The organism is Nannocystis pusilla (assembly GCF_020073745.1).
GTDB lineage: Bacteria > Myxococcota_A > Polyangia > Nannocystales > Nannocystaceae > Nannocystis > Nannocystis radixulma.
On the sequence record NZ_JAIRAU010000001.1, the window covers coordinates 1,521,673 to 1,537,578 of the forward strand.

Sequence of the window (15,906 nt, forward strand, 5' to 3'; positions counted from 1 at the left end):
GTGGCTCGCCGGCTCCGATCCGAGAGGTCTGCCGAGCTCGAGCGCTGGGGCCCCGCCGCGCTGCTGGCTCTGCTTTGGGGGGGCTCGAGCGCGGGCGGGCTGGTGGCCGGCGCGCATGGGTCCACGCTCTTCCTCGACGACGCATACTACTATATCGTCATATCTCGGGAATTCCTCGAGACGGGGAGCTTCAGCTTCGACGGGGTCAACCCGACCAATGGGTTTCATCCGCTTTGGTGCCTGATGCTCGTCGGTCTTCACGCGCTGATCGGGGTCGATGCGGCGCCCACGACGGTCGTGTTCGGTGTCGTCGTGCTCGAGCGACTGTGCATCGGGGCCGCGCTGTTGCTGATCGCCCGGGCCTGGTCTCGCCTGCGCGCGGCGGCGCCGATGTTCGCGGCAGGGCTGTGCACGCTCGCCATCTTCCTCCTGCTGCCCACGGTGGCGCCGTTTCGCCTGGGTATGGAGTGCAGCCTCGTGGCGCTGCTCTGCACCGGGGCGTTGATCGCCTTCGGCGAGCGCCGTGCCCGCGCTCTCGGCGTCTGGTTGGCGCTGCTGTGCCTGGCCCGGTTGGATACCCTGGTCTTCGTCATCGCGCCGATCGTGGCGTGGGCGTCGCTCAATTGGTGTACGACGTGGCCCCAGCGGCTGCGCCTGGCGCTTCCGACCGCGCTCGCCTTCGCGGCCTACGCGGCGGTCAATCTCCTCGAGACGGGCCATGTGATGCCGATCAGCGGCGCGCTGAAGTCCTCCTTCCCGTGGCCGTCGCCGAAGAACTATTACCTCGACGAGCTCGCGTGGACCGAGGTGGAAGGGTGGGGTCACTTCCTGTACGCCGTGACCATGACGGGCATCACTGTGGCGGTGGTCGTCGGCAGCGCGGCGATGCTGTTGGCGCGGCGGAGCGACGCTCGGCGAGCGCTGGTCCCGCTCGTCGTCGTGGCCTGGTTGCTCATCCTCAACATCCTCCTGTTCCAGCGCTGGGACAAGGCGCTCCCGCGCAACTACCTGGCGCTGCCGGGGATCCTGGGGGCCTTCGTGCTCGGGGCCGGCGTGTGGTTGAGCGCGCATCGCCATGCGGCGACCGTGACCGCGTCCAGGGCGCTGCTCGCTGCCGCGGCGCTCGGCGTGGGGTGGAGCTACGTGCGCGACTATTCCGTCAGCAGCTCGTTGCGGGTCGAGAACGATCCGGTGTGGCAGATCGCCACGTACGCCGAGGAGCACAGCGAGCCGTCGACGATGTTCGCCACCACGGACTCCGGTCTCCTCGCGTTTTGGAGCGACCGGCGCTGGATCAACCTCGACGGCCTGGTCAACGACTACGAGTATCAGGACGTCCTCCGCGACGGCCGCTTGCAGCAGTACTTGCGCGAGCACCGGGTGCAATACCTGCTGGTGACGCTGTTCTCCGAGCAGCCGTCGATCAGCCGGCGAGCGGAGAAGATGTACGCCCCGGGCATGCAGCCGGACGCGAGCCGGGGCACCGACTATGCGCCGTTCGAGTACCGGGTGTACTCGTACCTCCACGACCGTTACTCCGACCCGATCCTCCTCGGGCCGGAGCAGGAGTGGTATCGGTACCCGTTCGGCAAGGTCTTCGGCGTCGACGCAGCTTGCGTGATCTACGCGCTGGATTGGGACGGACGACGGAAGTAGCGATGCGATCGCCGCGTCGATCCGCGGTCCCTACGAGCAGAATTCGTCGCCCTTGGCCGGCACGCCCACGCCCCCGGCGAACGTGAGCGGGAGCGACTGGCACCAGCCGCTCGCGTCGCTGCAATCTTGCTGGCGCGCGACGTGGAGGTGCGGGGCGGACGAATAGCCGGTGTTACCCGAGTGGCCCAGCACGGTGCTCGTGGTCACGCTCTGGCCCTCGGTCACGGCGACGCTGCTCAGGTGGGCGTAGATCGACTGCGTACCGTCGGCGTGGCGGACCGTGACGAGGTTCGCCGCGGCCTTGCAGTCCTCGCCGCCGCCGTCGTAGCAGGCCTCGCCCACCGTCGTGTCGTCGTGCACGACGACGACGGTGCCGCCGGCGATCGGGTGGATCGGCGTGCCGGTCGGCATGCCGATGTCGAACGCGTAGTACGACTTGGTGCCGGTGCCGTGGCTGATCCCGCCGCCGTTGCCCTGCGCGACGGTCACCGGCCCGGAGAGATCGGCGCACGCGAATGGCAGCGAGAATTCGACGAACTGCTGGAAGCACGCGACGGCCCCGCCCCACACGTGGCCGATGGTGCCGCCCCCGAGATCGAGGGCGTACCAGTTGCCGGTATAGGTGGGGTCGGTGCAGCGCGCCACGTCGCTCACCGCGACCTCCTCGCCGTAGCCGAGCGTACCGATCACGCTCGAGCTCGCGGTCGGGCGCGAGCGGACGTTGATGGCGCCGGCCGCGTTCTTCTCGGTCACGCGCACGTAGGGGCAGTCGGCGTCGGGCCCGGGCGGGTAGGGAGCGCCCGTGACGATCGCGTCGGTGATGGTCGCGCCCGCGTCATGAAGGCTCGTGTCGAGCTCGAGCGGGCAGGCGGTGGTCACGGTGCTCTCGTAGAGGAGGGCGCCGTTCCTGTAGTAGCGCGCCCGGCCGTCGACCATCTCGATGCGAAACACGTCGCCGGCGGTGTAGGAGCCGAAGCTGCCCCTGAGGTTGCCGCTCTCGTAGATCTCGAGCTGCCCGTTGTCGCGCAGGTAGAACGCGAAGCCGATGTCCCAGTAGCCCTGGTGGGCGTCGCCGTGGCCGAGGCCGGCCATCTTTTTGCGATCGGTCTCGGCGGTCGAGAACTGCACGGAGCCGTCGATGGGCGCGATCGCCTGCACCGAGGAGGCGCCGGCGTGCCAGCCCGCGCCCGGGCCGGCGAGGCGCCTGAGCGCGCCCGGGGTCGATTCGGTGAAGCGGACGTTCTTCCACATCTCCGCCGGCATGCACGCGGCGTCGCCCTCGGCACAGGCGTGGATCGCAGCGCCGGTGATGGTCGCGCCCGCCTGGTACAGGCTCGTGTCGAGCTCGAGCGGGTACTCGAACGGAGCCGAGCTCGAGTGGATCACCACGTCGTTGCGGCGATAGCGGATCTGACCGCCGGCGACCTCGATGCGGAGCACGTCGGTGGTGGCGTAGGGGCCGAAGCTGCCGCGCAGGTGGCCGTCTTCGTAGATCTCGAGGTCGCCGCCCTGGCGCAGGTAGAACGCGAAGTCGAGGTCCTCGTAGCTCTGGTGAGCGTCGCCGTGGGAGAGCCCGGCCATCTTGGCGAGGTTCAGCTCGGCGGTGCCGAACTGCACGAAGCCGTCCCCGCCTTCGATCGCCTGGGCCGAGGAGGCGCCCGCGTACCAGCCGGTGCCGTTGGCCGCGAGGCGCGTGAGCGTCCCCGGGCTCGCGCTCGCGAAGCGGACGTTCTTCCACGTCTCGGGCGCGATGCAACCGCCCTCGCCGCAGGCCTGGACGACGGGGTCGGTGATGGTCGCGCCGGCATGGAGCAGGCTGGTGTCGAGCTCGAGCGGGTACTGGAACGCCGAGGTCGTGTTGGTGTGCACGACCACGCCGTTGTGGCGATAGCGGACGTGGCCGTCGACCACCTCGACGCGGAAGGTGTCGCCGGCGGCGTAGGTGCCGAAGCTGCCGCGGAGGCCGCCGTCCTCGTAGATCTCGAGGCCGCCGCCCTGGCGCAGGTAGAAGGCGAAGTCGATGTCGACGTAGCTCCGGGTCGCGTCGTCGAACGACAGGCCGGCCATCTTGGCGAGGTCGGTCTCGGCGGTGGAGAACTCGACGAAGCCGTCGCCGCCCGCGATCGCCTGGACCGAGGAGGCGCCGGCGGTCCAATCGGTGCCGAGGTTGCGCGTCAGGGTGGTGCCGGCGGCGGTGGCGAAGCCGACGTTCTTCCACGTCTCGGCCGGCATGCAGTCGGTCTCGCCCTCACCGCATTCGTGAACCCTGGGGTTGGTGATGGTCGCGCCGGCATCGAGGAGGCTGGTGTCGAGCTCGAGCGGGTACTGGAACGCCGAGGTCGTGTTGGTGTGGATGACCGCGCCGTTGTGACGATAGCGGATGTCGCCGCCGGCGACCTCGATGCGGAACGTATCGTCGGGGCCGTAGGTGCCGAAGCTGCCGCGCAGGTGGCCGTCCTCGTAGACCTCGAGCTCGCCGTTTTGACGGAGATAGAAGGCGAAGTCGATGTCGACGTAGCTCCGATTGGCGTCGTTGTGCGACAAGCCGGCCATCTTGGCCAGGCCGGCCTCGGCGGTGGAGAACTCGACGAAGCCGTCGCCGTCCGCGATGGTCGCGACCGAGGAGGCACCGGCGGTCCAGCCGGAGCCCACGGTGCGCTTCAGCGTGGTGCTGCCCGCGGCGGCGAAGCCGACGTTCTTCCACGTCTCGACCGGCATGCAGGTGGTGTCGCCCGCCGTACAGCTGCGGAGCCCCGCCTCGGTGATGGTCGCGCCGGCGTCGAGGAGGCTGGTGTCGAGCGCGAGCGGGTACTGGAAGGGCGAGGTGTCGTTGGTGTAGATGACCAGGCCGTTGTGGCGGTAGCGAATCTGGCCGTCGGCCACCTCGACGCGGAACCTGTCGCCCTCTCCGTAGGCCCCGAAGCTGCCGCGCAGGTTGCCGTCTTCGTAGATCTCGAGCTCGCCGTTTTGGCGCAAGTAGAACGCGAAGTCGATGTCGACATAGCTCTGATTGGCGTCGGAGAAGGACAGTCCGGCCATCTTGGCCCGGTCGGCCTCGGCGGTGGAGAATTCGACGAAGCCGTCGCCGAGCTCGATCGTCTGCACCGAGGAGGCGCCGGCGGTCCAGCCCGAACCAGGGCTTCGCGTCAGCGAAGCGCCGGCGGCCTCGACGTCGACGAGGTTGTCCCACTCGACCGGGACGCCCGGCGCGAGCGCCTGCTCGCGCAGCTCCACTGCCGGCTCGATGTCGTCAGGGCCGGCCTCGCAGGCGATGGCGAGCGCGGCGGCGCCGGGGAGCAGGAGCTGGAACCGAGGGGCCAGGATCGATGCACGCGTCATGGTCGAATCTGCGGCGCACGGTACCATCGGGCCCGCGGGCCGGGGCAATGGTCAGCGGCCGGGAGCGGGATCGATCATCGTCGAGTCGCAGGGGATCCGGAGCGACGCCGCCGAGAGAAACCCTCGCACGGACGAGGTGAATGAACTCCTCCTCGCCACCGCAGAATGGGCGGAGATCGGACGTTCGCTCGCTCGGCCTGGATCGGGGTCGAGGGTCGACATGCTGGGGTTGCTTCACTACGACGAATTGGCGGCCGGCGGCCGAGCTCGCCGATCGCTCGCCTTCCATGCCAAACTCGGCCCACCGGTTCGCCCGGCCAAATCCTCAGTTCAATGTCTCAATCACGGGAGAAGCGACCATGAATCGACCGATGACCTTCCTCGGCCTCCTGCTCGCGTGGACGGCGGCCTCGCCCGCGCGCGCGCAGGGCTTCGTCGACGTGAACGGGCTCGCGGCCCTGGACGAGCGCCCGGCCACGAATCCGCGGCTGTTCGACGTGAGGTTCGCGACGGCGGCGATCGACCCGAAGGATCCCGTCCTGCCTTCTACCAGTACGATCGAGCAGCCCGAGGCGCGCGCGCGGATCCTCCTGCCCGCGAGCTACGACGACGGCCAGGAGAGCTCGTACCCGGTGCTGTTCCTGCTTCACGGCGGGACGGGCTCCTACGTCGACTGGACGGGGGACGGAGACGCCGACGCGCTCGCCGCGGACCTCGACCTCATCGTCGTGATGCCCGAGGGCGGCGGGAAGGGCTGGTACACCGATTGGTTCGTGCGCGAGGCGGACGATACGCCGCGCTACGAGACCTTCCACATCCACCAGCTCGTGCACTGGATCGACGCGAACTTCCGCACCCACGGGGCGCGCGAAGGCCGAGCGATCGCGGGGCTCTCGATGGGCGGCTTCGGGGCGCTGTCGTACGCGGCGCGGCACCCCGACCTGTTCGTCGCGGCCGCTTCGTTCTCGGGCGGCCTCGACATGACCTACTCGCCGCAACAGATCATCGTCTGGGCGTCCGGCATCGGCGCGGCGGCCAACGCGAACGCGATCTTCGGGCCCTACAACAACGAGCCGTCGTGGGCGCACAACGCCCAGCAGCTCAACTACCGCGCGCACAACCCGGTCGACCTCGTGGGCAACCTCGGCGCCGTCGACCTCACGTATTACAGCGGGACGGACAACGACGCACAGATCCACGCGGTGAACCAGCGCTTCCACGCCGCGGTCGAGGCGGCCGGCTTCGATCCGGAGCGATCGCTGTGCACGAGCGGCGCGTGCACCGTCGTGGTGCCCGGCACCGGCCCGCGCTACATCGAGGAGACGCTGGCGAATCACAGCTTCACCTGGTGGAACCCGTGGCTCGCCGACTGGCTGCCGCACCTGATGGACGTGTTCGCAGATCCGCCGCCGGCGCCGAGCGCCTTCGAGTACACCAGCGCCGACGACGAATTCGCGGCGTTCGACTACGAGGTGAGCATGTCACGCGCGGTGGCCGAATTCGCGACGCTCGTCGTCGCGGGGCCCGAGGGCTTCACGCTCGACGGGAGCGGCGCGGCCGAGGTGACGACGGCGCCGATCTACGTCCCGAGCGCGCCCTACCGCGTCTCGATCGAGGACGGCGCGGGCGTGGCCACCGAGTACACCGTCCTCGCCGATGCGAGCGGCCGACTCACGACGCCGCTCGTGCTCCTCGGCCCCGACAATCCGTACCAGCAATACCAGGGCGCTTCGTCGCTGTTCTCCACGGCGAGCGTGGCGATCACGCCGCTCTGACGCTCGCGCGCCGCCGTCGCGCGCGCGAGAGCGCCTCCGCCTCCTGATCGAGCGCGATGCCTGCGATCGACCCGGACGCGCATCTCCCGAGCCACGAGGGTCGGGGCGCCGGCGAGGATTCGTGCGCCCGGGCGTTCGTGTCGCGGGCTCCCTCACGCGCTCGCGGACAGCGATGAAATTCGCGTCGGCGAGGTTGGCACGCTCCCTGCTCATGGTGGCCGCGATGCTGTCTCGCAACCGGTTTCCTCTTCATGCGCTCATCCTCGTCTCCGCGATCCTCGCGCCCGCTTGCAAGCCCGAGGAGGGGGCCACGACCGATACGGACGCGACCGACTCGGCTGCGACCGACACGACTGCGAGCGAGCCGACCACCGGCGACACCGACACGGCCGCGAGCGAGCCGACCACCGGCGACACCGACACGGCCGCGACCGACACCGACACCGACACCGACACCGATACCGGCGGCGAGGCCTGCATCCCGCCCGATCCGGCAGTCACGGCCTCCATCGCCATCGACTTCGGCGACTGGCCGATCATCGACGGCGAGCAGCAGATGATCGAGGTCGCGGCCGCCTGCACCGTCCAGTCGGCGACCCAGGCGGACGGCGAGATCCACGTCGCCCTGCTCTGCAGCCAGGACGAGCAGGTCGACGTGGCGATCGGCATCACCGTCACCGCCCCTGCGGACTTCACCACCGACATCAGCGACGGCCGGTCGGTGACGCTCGACGCCTACTGGCAGGGGGAGGGCCACCACGTCGGCGAGGGCGAGTGGTTCGTCCTCCGTGCGTCCGACGACGACGCGGTCCTGCTCGCCGGCGTCAGGCATGACAGCAACTACGGCGTCAACGAGGCGCTCGGCGCGATCACGATCAACACCGTCGAGGGCGTGTGCCCGCTGCCCTGCGGCGACGATTGCTTCGACACCTCCGACCCCGAGCGAGTCGCCTTCCAGTTCGTCCACGACGAGGGCCCCTCGATCGAGCTCGTCGACGGCAGCCGCGGCCAGTTCCTCGCCCTCGGCCGCAAGTTCGACGCCGTGGTCTCGACCGCCGAGAAGTACTACTGCCTGAACTGCTGGAGCTGGTACGTCTGGGTCGTCGGCTCCGTCCCCGCCTGAGCTCGAGCCGGCGGCGTCTCGCTCAGACGAGGCCGAGCTCGGCGTCGGTCGCGTCGCGGCCGTACTTCCCGCGCGGCGGCATCGGTCGCCGCGACCAGTGCGGCTCGAACGCGACCGACGAGACCGTGCGCCCCTCGGGGAGCGCGCCGTTGCCCACGCCGCGCGAGTAGTCGTAGTAGATTTTGACGATCTCCTCGCGCGTCACCTGCTGCGCCGAGGGGTGGGCGCGACAGGCGTCCTGCCAGCGCCGGACACGCGCGTACCTGGGCTCGTCCGGGAGCTCGAAGCCCTCGTAGTACTCGACGAACCAGAACCGCATGAACATCGGCGTGAACACGGCCTCGGCCCAGCCGAATTCGCCGTGGAGGAACGTGCGGTCGGGGCTGTGACGGCAGAGGAACGCGTCGATGCCCGCGTACTGCGCGAGGAGCCGGTCCCGCAGCGTCTCGCGCTTGGCCGGGTCCTGGTTCATCACGTAGCCGTAGCCCGCGTTCACGAAGTCGCTGCAGAGCGCGGTCAGCATGTTCTCGACGGCGCGCGCGAACGGGTCGCTCGCGGCGATGCGCGGCGCGGGGAAACGATCCTCGATGTACTGCATCAGGACCAGGCTCTCGCGCAGGACGCCGCCGGTCTCGGTCTCGAGGATCGGCAGCGTCGTGTGCCCCGGCGTCTTGGCGAGGAGCGCGGGGTCACGCGGCTTCGTGACGTCGACGACCTCGAACTTCAGCGGGCCGGTGAGGCCCTTGAGGGCGAGGAGGATCTCGAGGCGCTGGCTGAAGGGGCAGACGGGGATGTGATAGACGCGGAGCTCGCTCATCGAGGCCCGAGCTTATCCGTGATCGCCGGAGCGGCGCAGACGCGGACGCGTCCGTCGCGTCGACCGAGGTCCTGGCACCGATGCGCGCGCAGTTCGAGCACGTCGTCGCCACCGAGCTGCCGGCGCTCTCCGACGACCTCGGGCTCTCGTCACACGCTGGCGAGGGGCTCGAGGGTACGTCGGACAGCTCCAGAAGATGAGGAGCGGCACCCTCCACTGGTGCGGGAGACGGGTCGCTTCAAGGAGCTCGAGCGCCGGGAGATCTCGCCGCCGGTGCACTTCGCGGGCCCTCGAGGGCTCGGCACCTCGGCGGCACGGATTGCGTCATTGCTGAGGAACAATCGGACCGGGTGATCCCATCAGCTCCCCTCCACGAGCCCGTCGCCGATCACCTGGTTCGAGTCGGCTGCGCAGCCGTGGCAGGCGCTGATGCGGAGGTCCCGCTCACCCTCGTCTCGTCCGCGCGCTGCAGGCGCTCAAGGAGGAAGGGCTCGATCGCACGTGGGTTCTCCCTCGGCGCACCGAGCGCAATCCCGAGCCTGGAGGCACCCACAGCGACGAGCGCTACCTCGCGCGCCTCGTCACCGGCCTCCCTGGATCCGCCACTCCAGATTGACCCACCTGGCCGAGAAGGGCCTGCCTCTGCGGGCCCTGCAGCACCTCGCCCGTCACCAGGACGAAGCGACCACCGCGCGGTACTACATCCACCTGGACAAGATGAAGTTGGCGGCGATGGCGGTCGACGCGAGCGCCGCCATGACCGAGCCGCCCCCGCCGCCGTCTGGAAGCGGCCTGGAAACGAAACGCAAAAAGCCCCGGATTGCCCTTGTAGCGTGAGCTACGGGGGTACGGAAGTTTTGGGGGAAAGTTTCGCGTTCTCGGGCCGCGCGGGTAGCGTGAGCGCCCGACGTCGGCGGCACCGATGCTCTTCGTCAGCTTCGATTTCCTGGTCTTCATCGTCCCCGTGCTCCTGATCTCGTGGGGGCTGTCGCACGTGCCGGTGCTGCGGGTCCTGTTCCTGACCGCGGCCAGCTACTTCTTCTACATGGCCGGGCCGGAGACGGACCCGCTGCAGCCGCCGTGGTACTTCGTCGGGCTGCTGGCGCTGTCGACGATCCTCGACTACGTCTGCTCGCACCAGATCTGGCAGCAACGCGCGGCCTTCGAGTCGACGGACCCGCGCCAGAAGGCGGCGGCGACCCGCAGGCGCAACTTCTGGCTGGGGATGAGCCTGGTCGGCAACCTCGGTCTGCTCGGCTACTTCAAGTACACCAACTTCTTCCTCGGGGTGTTCTCCGACGTCGCCCACGCGCTGGGGATGTCGGTGGTGGTGCCGCACCTCGAGCTGGTGCTGCCGATCGGGATCAGCTTCTACACGTTCCAGACGCTGAGCTACACGATCGACGTGTGGCGCGGGCGGCTGACGCCGGAGCCGAACTTCCGCAAGTTCGCGCTGTTCGTGGTGTTCTTCCCGCAGCTGGTGGCCGGGCCGATCGTGCGCGCGCACGAGTTCCTGCCGCAGCTGCACCGCCCGCCGCGCCTGTCGGCGGAGACGATGACCCGCGGGCTCTACCGGATCATGATCGGCGTGGTCAAGAAGGCGGTGCTCGGCGACTGGATCGCGGCCCAGTTCACCGACGCGATCTTCAACGCGCCCGAGAACTACACGTCGCTCGAGATCCTGCTGTCGCTGTACGCGTTCACGCTGCAGCTGTACGCCGACTTCAGCGGCTACACCGACATCGCCATCGGCGTGGCGCTGCTGCTCGGCTTCACGCTGCCGGAGAACTTCGAGCGCCCGTACCAGGCCAGGAACCTCGGCGAGTTCTGGCGCCGCTGGCACATGACGCTGTCGACCTGGCTGCGCGACTACGTGTTCTTCCCGCTCGGCGGCAGCAAGGGCTCGCCCGGGCGGGTGTACTTCAACCTGTGGCTGACCATGTTCCTGGTCGGCATGTGGCACGGGGCCAGCTGGAACTTCGTGCTGTACTCGAACATCCACGCGCTGGCGATGGTGTTCAACCGCTGGAACCGGCTGCGCAAGCGCGGGGCTTCGACGGCGAAGACGCGGGCGATGTGGGTCACCGGCCTGCTGATCCTGTTCGCGGTGGTGTACGGGCTGTCGTCGGCGGTGCTGCAGCTCGGCCAGCCGGAGAGCCTCGGCCTGGCCGGGTTCGCGGTGGCGATGTTCCTGATCGTCGCCCGCCTGCCCGAGACCGGGACGGCCTGGAACACCGCGCTGCACGTGCTGCTGACGTTCCACTTCACGGTGCTGTCGCGCGTGTTCTTCCGCGCCGACGACCTCGACACCTCGCGCAAGATGATCGCCGGGCTGCTCCGCTTCGACGCCCACGGGATCCGCGACGGCCTGATCTCGCCGTGGGTGTGGACGGCGCTGATCGCCGGGCTCGCCTACCACATCCTGTCGCCCAAGGAGCTGGTCGACCGCTGGAGCTACGCGGTCTTCCGCCGCGTGCCGGGCGTGGTGATCGGGCTCGCGCTGGCGCTCCTGGCCCTGGCGGTCCACCTGCTGCTGTCGAGCGGGCCGCGGGCCAACATCTACTTCCAGTTCTGACGGGCGCGACGATGACCGCAGTGGTACGAAGGAACATGTCCCCATGAGCAGCAAGAAGAGGACCCACGAAGAGGGGCTGCTCGACGTCGAGGAGCGCAAGGTCGCGGTCGACCTGTCGCACGACGAGGAGCACGCCGCGGCCTACCCGCCGGGGACGTTCCGCAAGGTGGTGACGGCGATCGTCGGGCTGATGATGGCGCTCGCGGCGACCTACGTGGTGCCGCAATTGGCGTGGGCGCGGCCGTGGACCCCCGAGATGGAGTACGTGCCGTTCTGGAACCTGATCGGCCGCGAACTGCTGGACCGCGGCGCGGCCGCCGAGGCGGCCGACGCGGAGGTCAAGGAGGCGCTGGCGGTCGCGCGCGCGGAGGCGGAGCTCGAGGAGACGGCCGAGGCGTCGTTCAAGGAGGTCGAGGTCCGCGCGGCGCCGGTCGAGGAGGACGAGAAGGTGCCTCCGCTGCAGGCCGAGGCCGAGGACGCGGCGCCGGTCGAGATGCCGCTCGAGCGACCCGAGGCGCTCGACCGCTTCTACGCGTCGCTGACCCGCACGCACCTCGGCCTGCCGGGGGCGATCACGCGGGCGATGCACTACGGCGATTCGGCGATCGGCAACGACGGGATCACCGGGGCGATCCGCAGCAAGCTGCAGGCCCGCTTCGGCGACGCCGGCCACGGGTTCCACCTGCTCGGCCAACCCAACGCCAGCTACCGCCACCAGGGCGTGCGCTTCGACGAGCGCAGCCCGTGGCAGCACTGCTTCATCATCTTCGACTGCAAGAAGGACGGCTACTACGGGGTCGGCGGCACGACCTTCGAGTCGGCCGGCGGGGCGGAGATCCGGCTGTCGACGGCGCAAAAAGGGCCGATGGGCCGCAAGGTGGCCCGCTACGAGGTGTGGTACGCGGGCATGCCGAAGGGCGGCAAGCTGCGCCTCAAGCTCGACGAGGAGGAGCCGGTCGAGCTCGAGACGGCGGCCGAGCAGCTCGAAGACCGCTGGCACGTGATCGAGACCGAGGACGGCGAACACACGCTGTCGGTCCGCGCGGCCGGCGGCGGCAAGGTCCGCGCCTACGGGGTGGCGATGGAGCGCACGGTGCCCGGCGTGGTCTACGACGAGATGAGCCAGATCGGCGCGCTCACCCGCCGCATGCTCAACTTCGACGCGGACCACCTGCAGCGCCACCTGCAGCGCCGCGACCCCGACCTGCTGGTGCTCATGTTCGGCGGCAACGACATGAACACGCAGGGCACGATGGAGAAGTACAAGACCGAGTTCTCGGCGGTGATCCAGCTGTTCCGCAAGGGCGACCCGCAGCTGCCGTGCCTGGTGATGGCGCCGCTCGACCACGGCGAGCGCGACGGCTCGGGCAAGATCGTGACGCGACCGATCGTGCCGAAGCTGGTCCAGGCCCAGCGCGAGGTGGCCGAGGCCGAGGGCTGCGCGTTCTTCGACACCTACGAGGCGATGGGCGGCTCGGGCTCGATGGGCCGGTGGGTCCGCTCGTCGCCGGCCCTCGGCTCCGGCGATCTTTCACACCTGACCCACCACGGGCACAAGGTCGTGGGGGCGATGCTGTACCGCTCGCTGATGCAGGGCTACGCCGACTATCGCAAGCGCATCGCCGGAACGCCGGTCAAGGCGCTGACGGGCGATTGACGAAGGCGAGAGACGCGGGCGATCTCGCGCGCCGACGCCTTGCGAAGCTGATAGCATCGCCGGCGTGCGAACGACGGTGACGTGGGGCGTGGCGCTGGCGCTGGCCGGCTGCGGCGGCAAGGGTAGCATCCTCGACGAGCTGACGGTCAGCGCCGGGCCGGCGACGAACGATCCGTCGTACGGGCCGTCGGGGGAACCCGACGACTCCGGCGACGAACCGACGAGCAGCTCGACGATGGGCTCGACGACGGCCGACGAGCCGACCACGAGCGGGCCGCCCGGGACCAATCCCATCGATGTGTTGTTCGTGATCGACAACACCGGCACGATGGCGGACGAGCAGACGCTGCTGGCCAAGAACATCGCCGCGCTGGTGAACACCGAGCGCGACCTGCGGATCGGCATCACCTCCACCGACGCCGGCAATCCGCGCTGCCCCGCGGCCCAGACCACGCCGGAGCGCGGAGCGATGGCGACGGGGAACTGCATCACCGCGGTCGCCCAGGGCGACTTCTCCTTCGACATGGAGGACTTCTCGTACGCGTGCTCCGATATCTGCGAGATTGGGCCCGTCGAGATCGCGCCGACGCCGACGAGCGAGGAGCCCGAGCCGGAGGTGCGGCCGTGGTTCGAGCGCACGAGCGGCGTCACCAACATCGCCGACGACGGCGTGAGCCTGGTGCAGGCGCTGCAGTGCGCGCTGCCGCTGGGCGTCGCCGGCTGCGGGTTCGAGTCGCCGCTCGAGAGCATGCGCCTGGCGCTGGTCCGGGCGATGGACGCGAGCACACCCGAGTACGGGTTCTTGCGGGCCGAGGCCGACCTCGTGGTGGTGATCCTGACCGACGAGGTCGATTGCAGCTACAACCCGGCGTTCGACGAGATCTTCACCTCCAACAAGACCTTCTGGGAGGACCCGGACCGGCCGGACGCGACCAGCGCGGTGTGCTTCAACGCGGGGGTGAAGTGCGAGGGGCCAGGGCCGACCTATCCGGCCTGCCCGGCGGCCGACTGGGGCATCGACGGCGCGCCCACCGATGACCCCGACGCCGCGGTGCTGTGGCCGGTGTCGCGCTACACGGAGCTGCTGGCCGAGATCCAGGCGAGCAAGACCGGCGGGGCGCGGGTCCGGATGCTCGCCATCGCCGGCGTGCCGGTCGGCTTCGAGACCGGCGACAGCCCGCTGGTGTTCGAGGACGACCCGGACCCGGAGACGAACGACCTGTTCGGCATCGGCCCCGGCTGTGTGCTGCCCAATCCCAATGATCCCGAATACCCGCAGATCGCCAGGCCGCCGGTGCGCATGCTCGAGGTCGGCGCCAGCCTCGGGCCGCTCGAGTTCCATTCGATCTGTCAATACGACTTCTCCGCGGCGATCGCTACGATCGCCCAGCCCTGAGGGCCCTCCGCCATGTCTGCACGCCAGCACCACCTCTCGTTCGCCAAGAAAGTCATCCCCGCGGAGACGTTCCGCTCGCCGGACCGGATGTTCGCCGAACTGACGGGGGCGAAGCGCGAGGCGTTCCTGTTCTTCCTGTGGACCGAGTCGAGCAAGGGGATGGTCGAGGCGCTGCCGCACGTGGGCCTGGCGCCCAGCGGGCGCGAGATGGCCAAGCTCGACGTCGTCGGCCACGTCAAGTCGGGCGAGACCGAGGTGGTCGTGATCTCCATGCCGCCGGCGCTGAACGCCAACGAGGCGCTGTTCCTGGCGCTGGTGCGCAAGGCCGGGGCGCCGAGCGTGTTCTTCTACGAGCGCTGCGCCGACCTCAGCACGGGCGAGGTCCACCCGAAGGAGGCCGTGCTGGCGGAGGTGCGGCCGGACGGCAGTCGCAGCAATTACGGGTTCCACGAGGGCCTCGACCTGCCGGCGTTCAAGGCCCAGCTCGCGCGGATCCTCGAGGTCTCGCTGGATGGCCTCGAGGACAGCCTGGCGCCGGTGACCGCGGAGGCGTTCGTGGCCGCGGGCGGGGCGCGCACGGGCAGCGCGCGGCCGACGATCCGTCGCCCGCCGGAGGCCCCCGGCCCGAAGTTCGGCGGACTGCTCGAGCAATTGCTGCTGGTGCGCGCGGGCTTGCCGCTGGTGATGTTCGCGATGGCCTACACGGTGCCGTCGCTGTCGTATCAATTGTGGCCGGTGATCGGGCCGATCTACACGCTGCTGTCGGTGGTGATCGCGGTCGCGCTGCTGGTGTTCCTCTACAAGGTCTACGCCGCGCGCCCGGGGCGGACCCCGTTCGGCCCGGGGATGGCGGTGGTCGGCTGGATGATCCCGGTGGCGCAGCTCTTCATGCCGCCGCTGATCGTCCGCGGGGCCCACAAGGCGGTGGTCGGGACGGGCGCGGGCCTGCTGGTGCTGGTGTGGTGGCTGGCGTGGCTGGTGCAGATCGTGAACGAGATGATGCGCGGCCTGCAGGCGCAGCTGAGCCGCTCCGAGGGGAGCGACTGGTACGTGTCGTTCCCGGCCGGCGGCGGGTTTCACCTGCCGGATCCGCTCGGCGACGTGTACATCGCGCTGAGCTCGGGCGTCGGCTCGGTGCTGGTGACGCTCGCGGCCTACGGCCTCCTGTGGCACTTCGTCCGCTCGATCCGCGCCAAGCTGTGACGGGCGGGATCCGCACGCACGCTCGTCGCGGCGACCCGCCTAGGAGCCTGCCTGAGAAAACGCGCGCCAGAAGGCGCGGGGCCGTGGAGATCTGGGTGACGGCGGGCACGGAGCGGCGGAGCGGGTCCCTCGCGACGGCGGGGCCCTCCCAGGCAACGTGCTCGGCGCCCTTGGGCTTCGATGATGAGCTGTCGTTGAGGACAGGTTCGTTCGTGCTTCGCGGACGATGGCGCCTGCGCGCGGTTGCCTGCGGCCCCTCCCGCCTGCGTCCCACTCCGCCGCTCCGTGCCCGCCTGCGGAGAGCGTCGCCGGCCCCGCTTGTCGCCGTGCGGGTTCATTCGCCCAGGCCATGCGCCCGGATGTCT

The 15,906-nt window shown here is 69.7% G+C and carries 10 protein-coding genes; 8 read left to right on the top strand and 2 right to left on the bottom strand.

Going from position 1 to position 15,906, the window contains the following annotated elements:
* On the top strand, positions 1-1,656 hold the full coding sequence (locus tag K7C98_RS06020; RefSeq protein WP_224190572.1) for a hypothetical protein: 1,656 nt from the start codon (positions 1-3) through the stop codon (positions 1,654-1,656).
* A gap of 30 nt (positions 1,657-1,686) precedes the next feature.
* On the opposite strand, the gene K7C98_RS06025 is transcribed toward K7C98_RS06020, so the two are convergent.
* Positions 1,687-4,995 carry a peptidoglycan DD-metalloendopeptidase family protein gene (locus tag K7C98_RS06025; RefSeq protein ID WP_224190573.1) on the bottom strand — a complete coding sequence of 1,103 codons (3,309 nt, stop codon included), beginning with the start codon at positions 4,993-4,995 and terminating at the stop codon, positions 1,687-1,689.
* Between the two features lie 359 nt (positions 4,996-5,354).
* Here K7C98_RS06025 and K7C98_RS06030 point away from each other — a divergent pair, with 359 nt between their 5' ends.
* A complete protein-coding gene (locus tag K7C98_RS06030) occupies positions 5,355-6,770 on the top strand; it encodes an alpha/beta hydrolase (RefSeq protein ID WP_224190574.1) in 1,416 nt (471 codons plus the stop codon).
* A 223-nt stretch (positions 6,771-6,993) separates the two neighbouring features.
* The gene (locus K7C98_RS06035) at positions 6,994-7,893 is read left to right on the top strand and encodes a hypothetical protein (RefSeq protein WP_224190575.1); all 900 of its coding nucleotides are present in this window, start codon (positions 6,994-6,996) and stop codon (positions 7,891-7,893) included.
* A 22-nt stretch (positions 7,894-7,915) separates the two neighbouring features.
* On the opposite strand, the gene K7C98_RS06040 is transcribed toward K7C98_RS06035, so the two are convergent.
* On the bottom strand, positions 7,916-8,710 hold the full coding sequence (locus K7C98_RS06040; protein WP_224190576.1) for a glutathione S-transferase family protein: 795 nt from the start codon (positions 8,708-8,710) through the stop codon (positions 7,916-7,918).
* Between the two features lie 429 nt (positions 8,711-9,139).
* Here K7C98_RS06040 and K7C98_RS06045 point away from each other — a divergent pair, with 429 nt between their 5' ends.
* The 5 genes from K7C98_RS06045 (at position 9,140) to K7C98_RS06065 (ending at position 15,541) form a co-directional block, all read left to right on the top strand.
* On the top strand, positions 9,140-9,547 hold the full coding sequence (locus tag K7C98_RS06045) for a tyrosine-type recombinase/integrase (RefSeq protein WP_224190577.1): 408 nt from the start codon (positions 9,140-9,142) through the stop codon (positions 9,545-9,547).
* Positions 9,548-9,632: 85 nt separating this feature from the next.
* Complete coding sequence (locus tag K7C98_RS06050) at positions 9,633-11,285, top strand: MBOAT family O-acyltransferase (RefSeq protein ID WP_224190578.1); 1,653 nt, start codon at positions 9,633-9,635, stop codon at positions 11,283-11,285.
* Between the two features lie 43 nt (positions 11,286-11,328).
* Positions 11,329-12,942: a GDSL-type esterase/lipase family protein gene (locus tag K7C98_RS06055; protein WP_224190579.1), complete on the top strand. Its 1,614-nt coding sequence runs from the start codon at positions 11,329-11,331 to the stop codon at positions 12,940-12,942.
* 64 nt (positions 12,943-13,006) lie between these two features.
* The gene (locus K7C98_RS06060; RefSeq protein ID WP_224190580.1) at positions 13,007-14,338 is read left to right on the top strand and encodes a hypothetical protein; all 1,332 of its coding nucleotides are present in this window, start codon (positions 13,007-13,009) and stop codon (positions 14,336-14,338) included.
* Between the two features lie 12 nt (positions 14,339-14,350).
* Positions 14,351-15,541, top strand: coding sequence for a DUF4328 domain-containing protein (locus K7C98_RS06065; RefSeq protein ID WP_224190581.1), 1,191 nt, complete (start codon positions 14,351-14,353; stop codon positions 15,539-15,541).
* The last annotated feature ends 365 nt before the right edge of the window (positions 15,542-15,906 follow it).

Bases quoted from the DNA above. Each gene is read 5' to 3' on its own strand.
- K7C98_RS06025 (WP_224190573.1), bottom strand. From the start codon at position 4,995: ATGACGCGTGCATCGATCCTGGCCCCTCGGTTCCAGCTCCTGCTCCCC.
- K7C98_RS06030 (WP_224190574.1), top strand. From the start codon at position 5,355: ATGAATCGACCGATGACCTTCCTCGGCCTCCTGCTCGCGTGGACGGCG.
- K7C98_RS06035 (WP_224190575.1), top strand. From the start codon at position 6,994: ATGCTGTCTCGCAACCGGTTTCCTCTTCATGCGCTCATCCTCGTCTCC.
- K7C98_RS06040 (WP_224190576.1), bottom strand. From the start codon at position 8,710: ATGAGCGAGCTCCGCGTCTATCACATCCCCGTCTGCCCCTTCAGCCAG.
- K7C98_RS06045 (WP_224190577.1), top strand. From the start codon at position 9,140: ATGCGGAGGTCCCGCTCACCCTCGTCTCGTCCGCGCGCTGCAGGCGCT.
- K7C98_RS06050 (WP_224190578.1), top strand. From the start codon at position 9,633: ATGCTCTTCGTCAGCTTCGATTTCCTGGTCTTCATCGTCCCCGTGCTC.
- K7C98_RS06055 (WP_224190579.1), top strand. From the start codon at position 11,329: ATGAGCAGCAAGAAGAGGACCCACGAAGAGGGGCTGCTCGACGTCGAG.
- K7C98_RS06065 (WP_224190581.1), top strand. From the start codon at position 14,351: ATGTCTGCACGCCAGCACCACCTCTCGTTCGCCAAGAAAGTCATCCCC.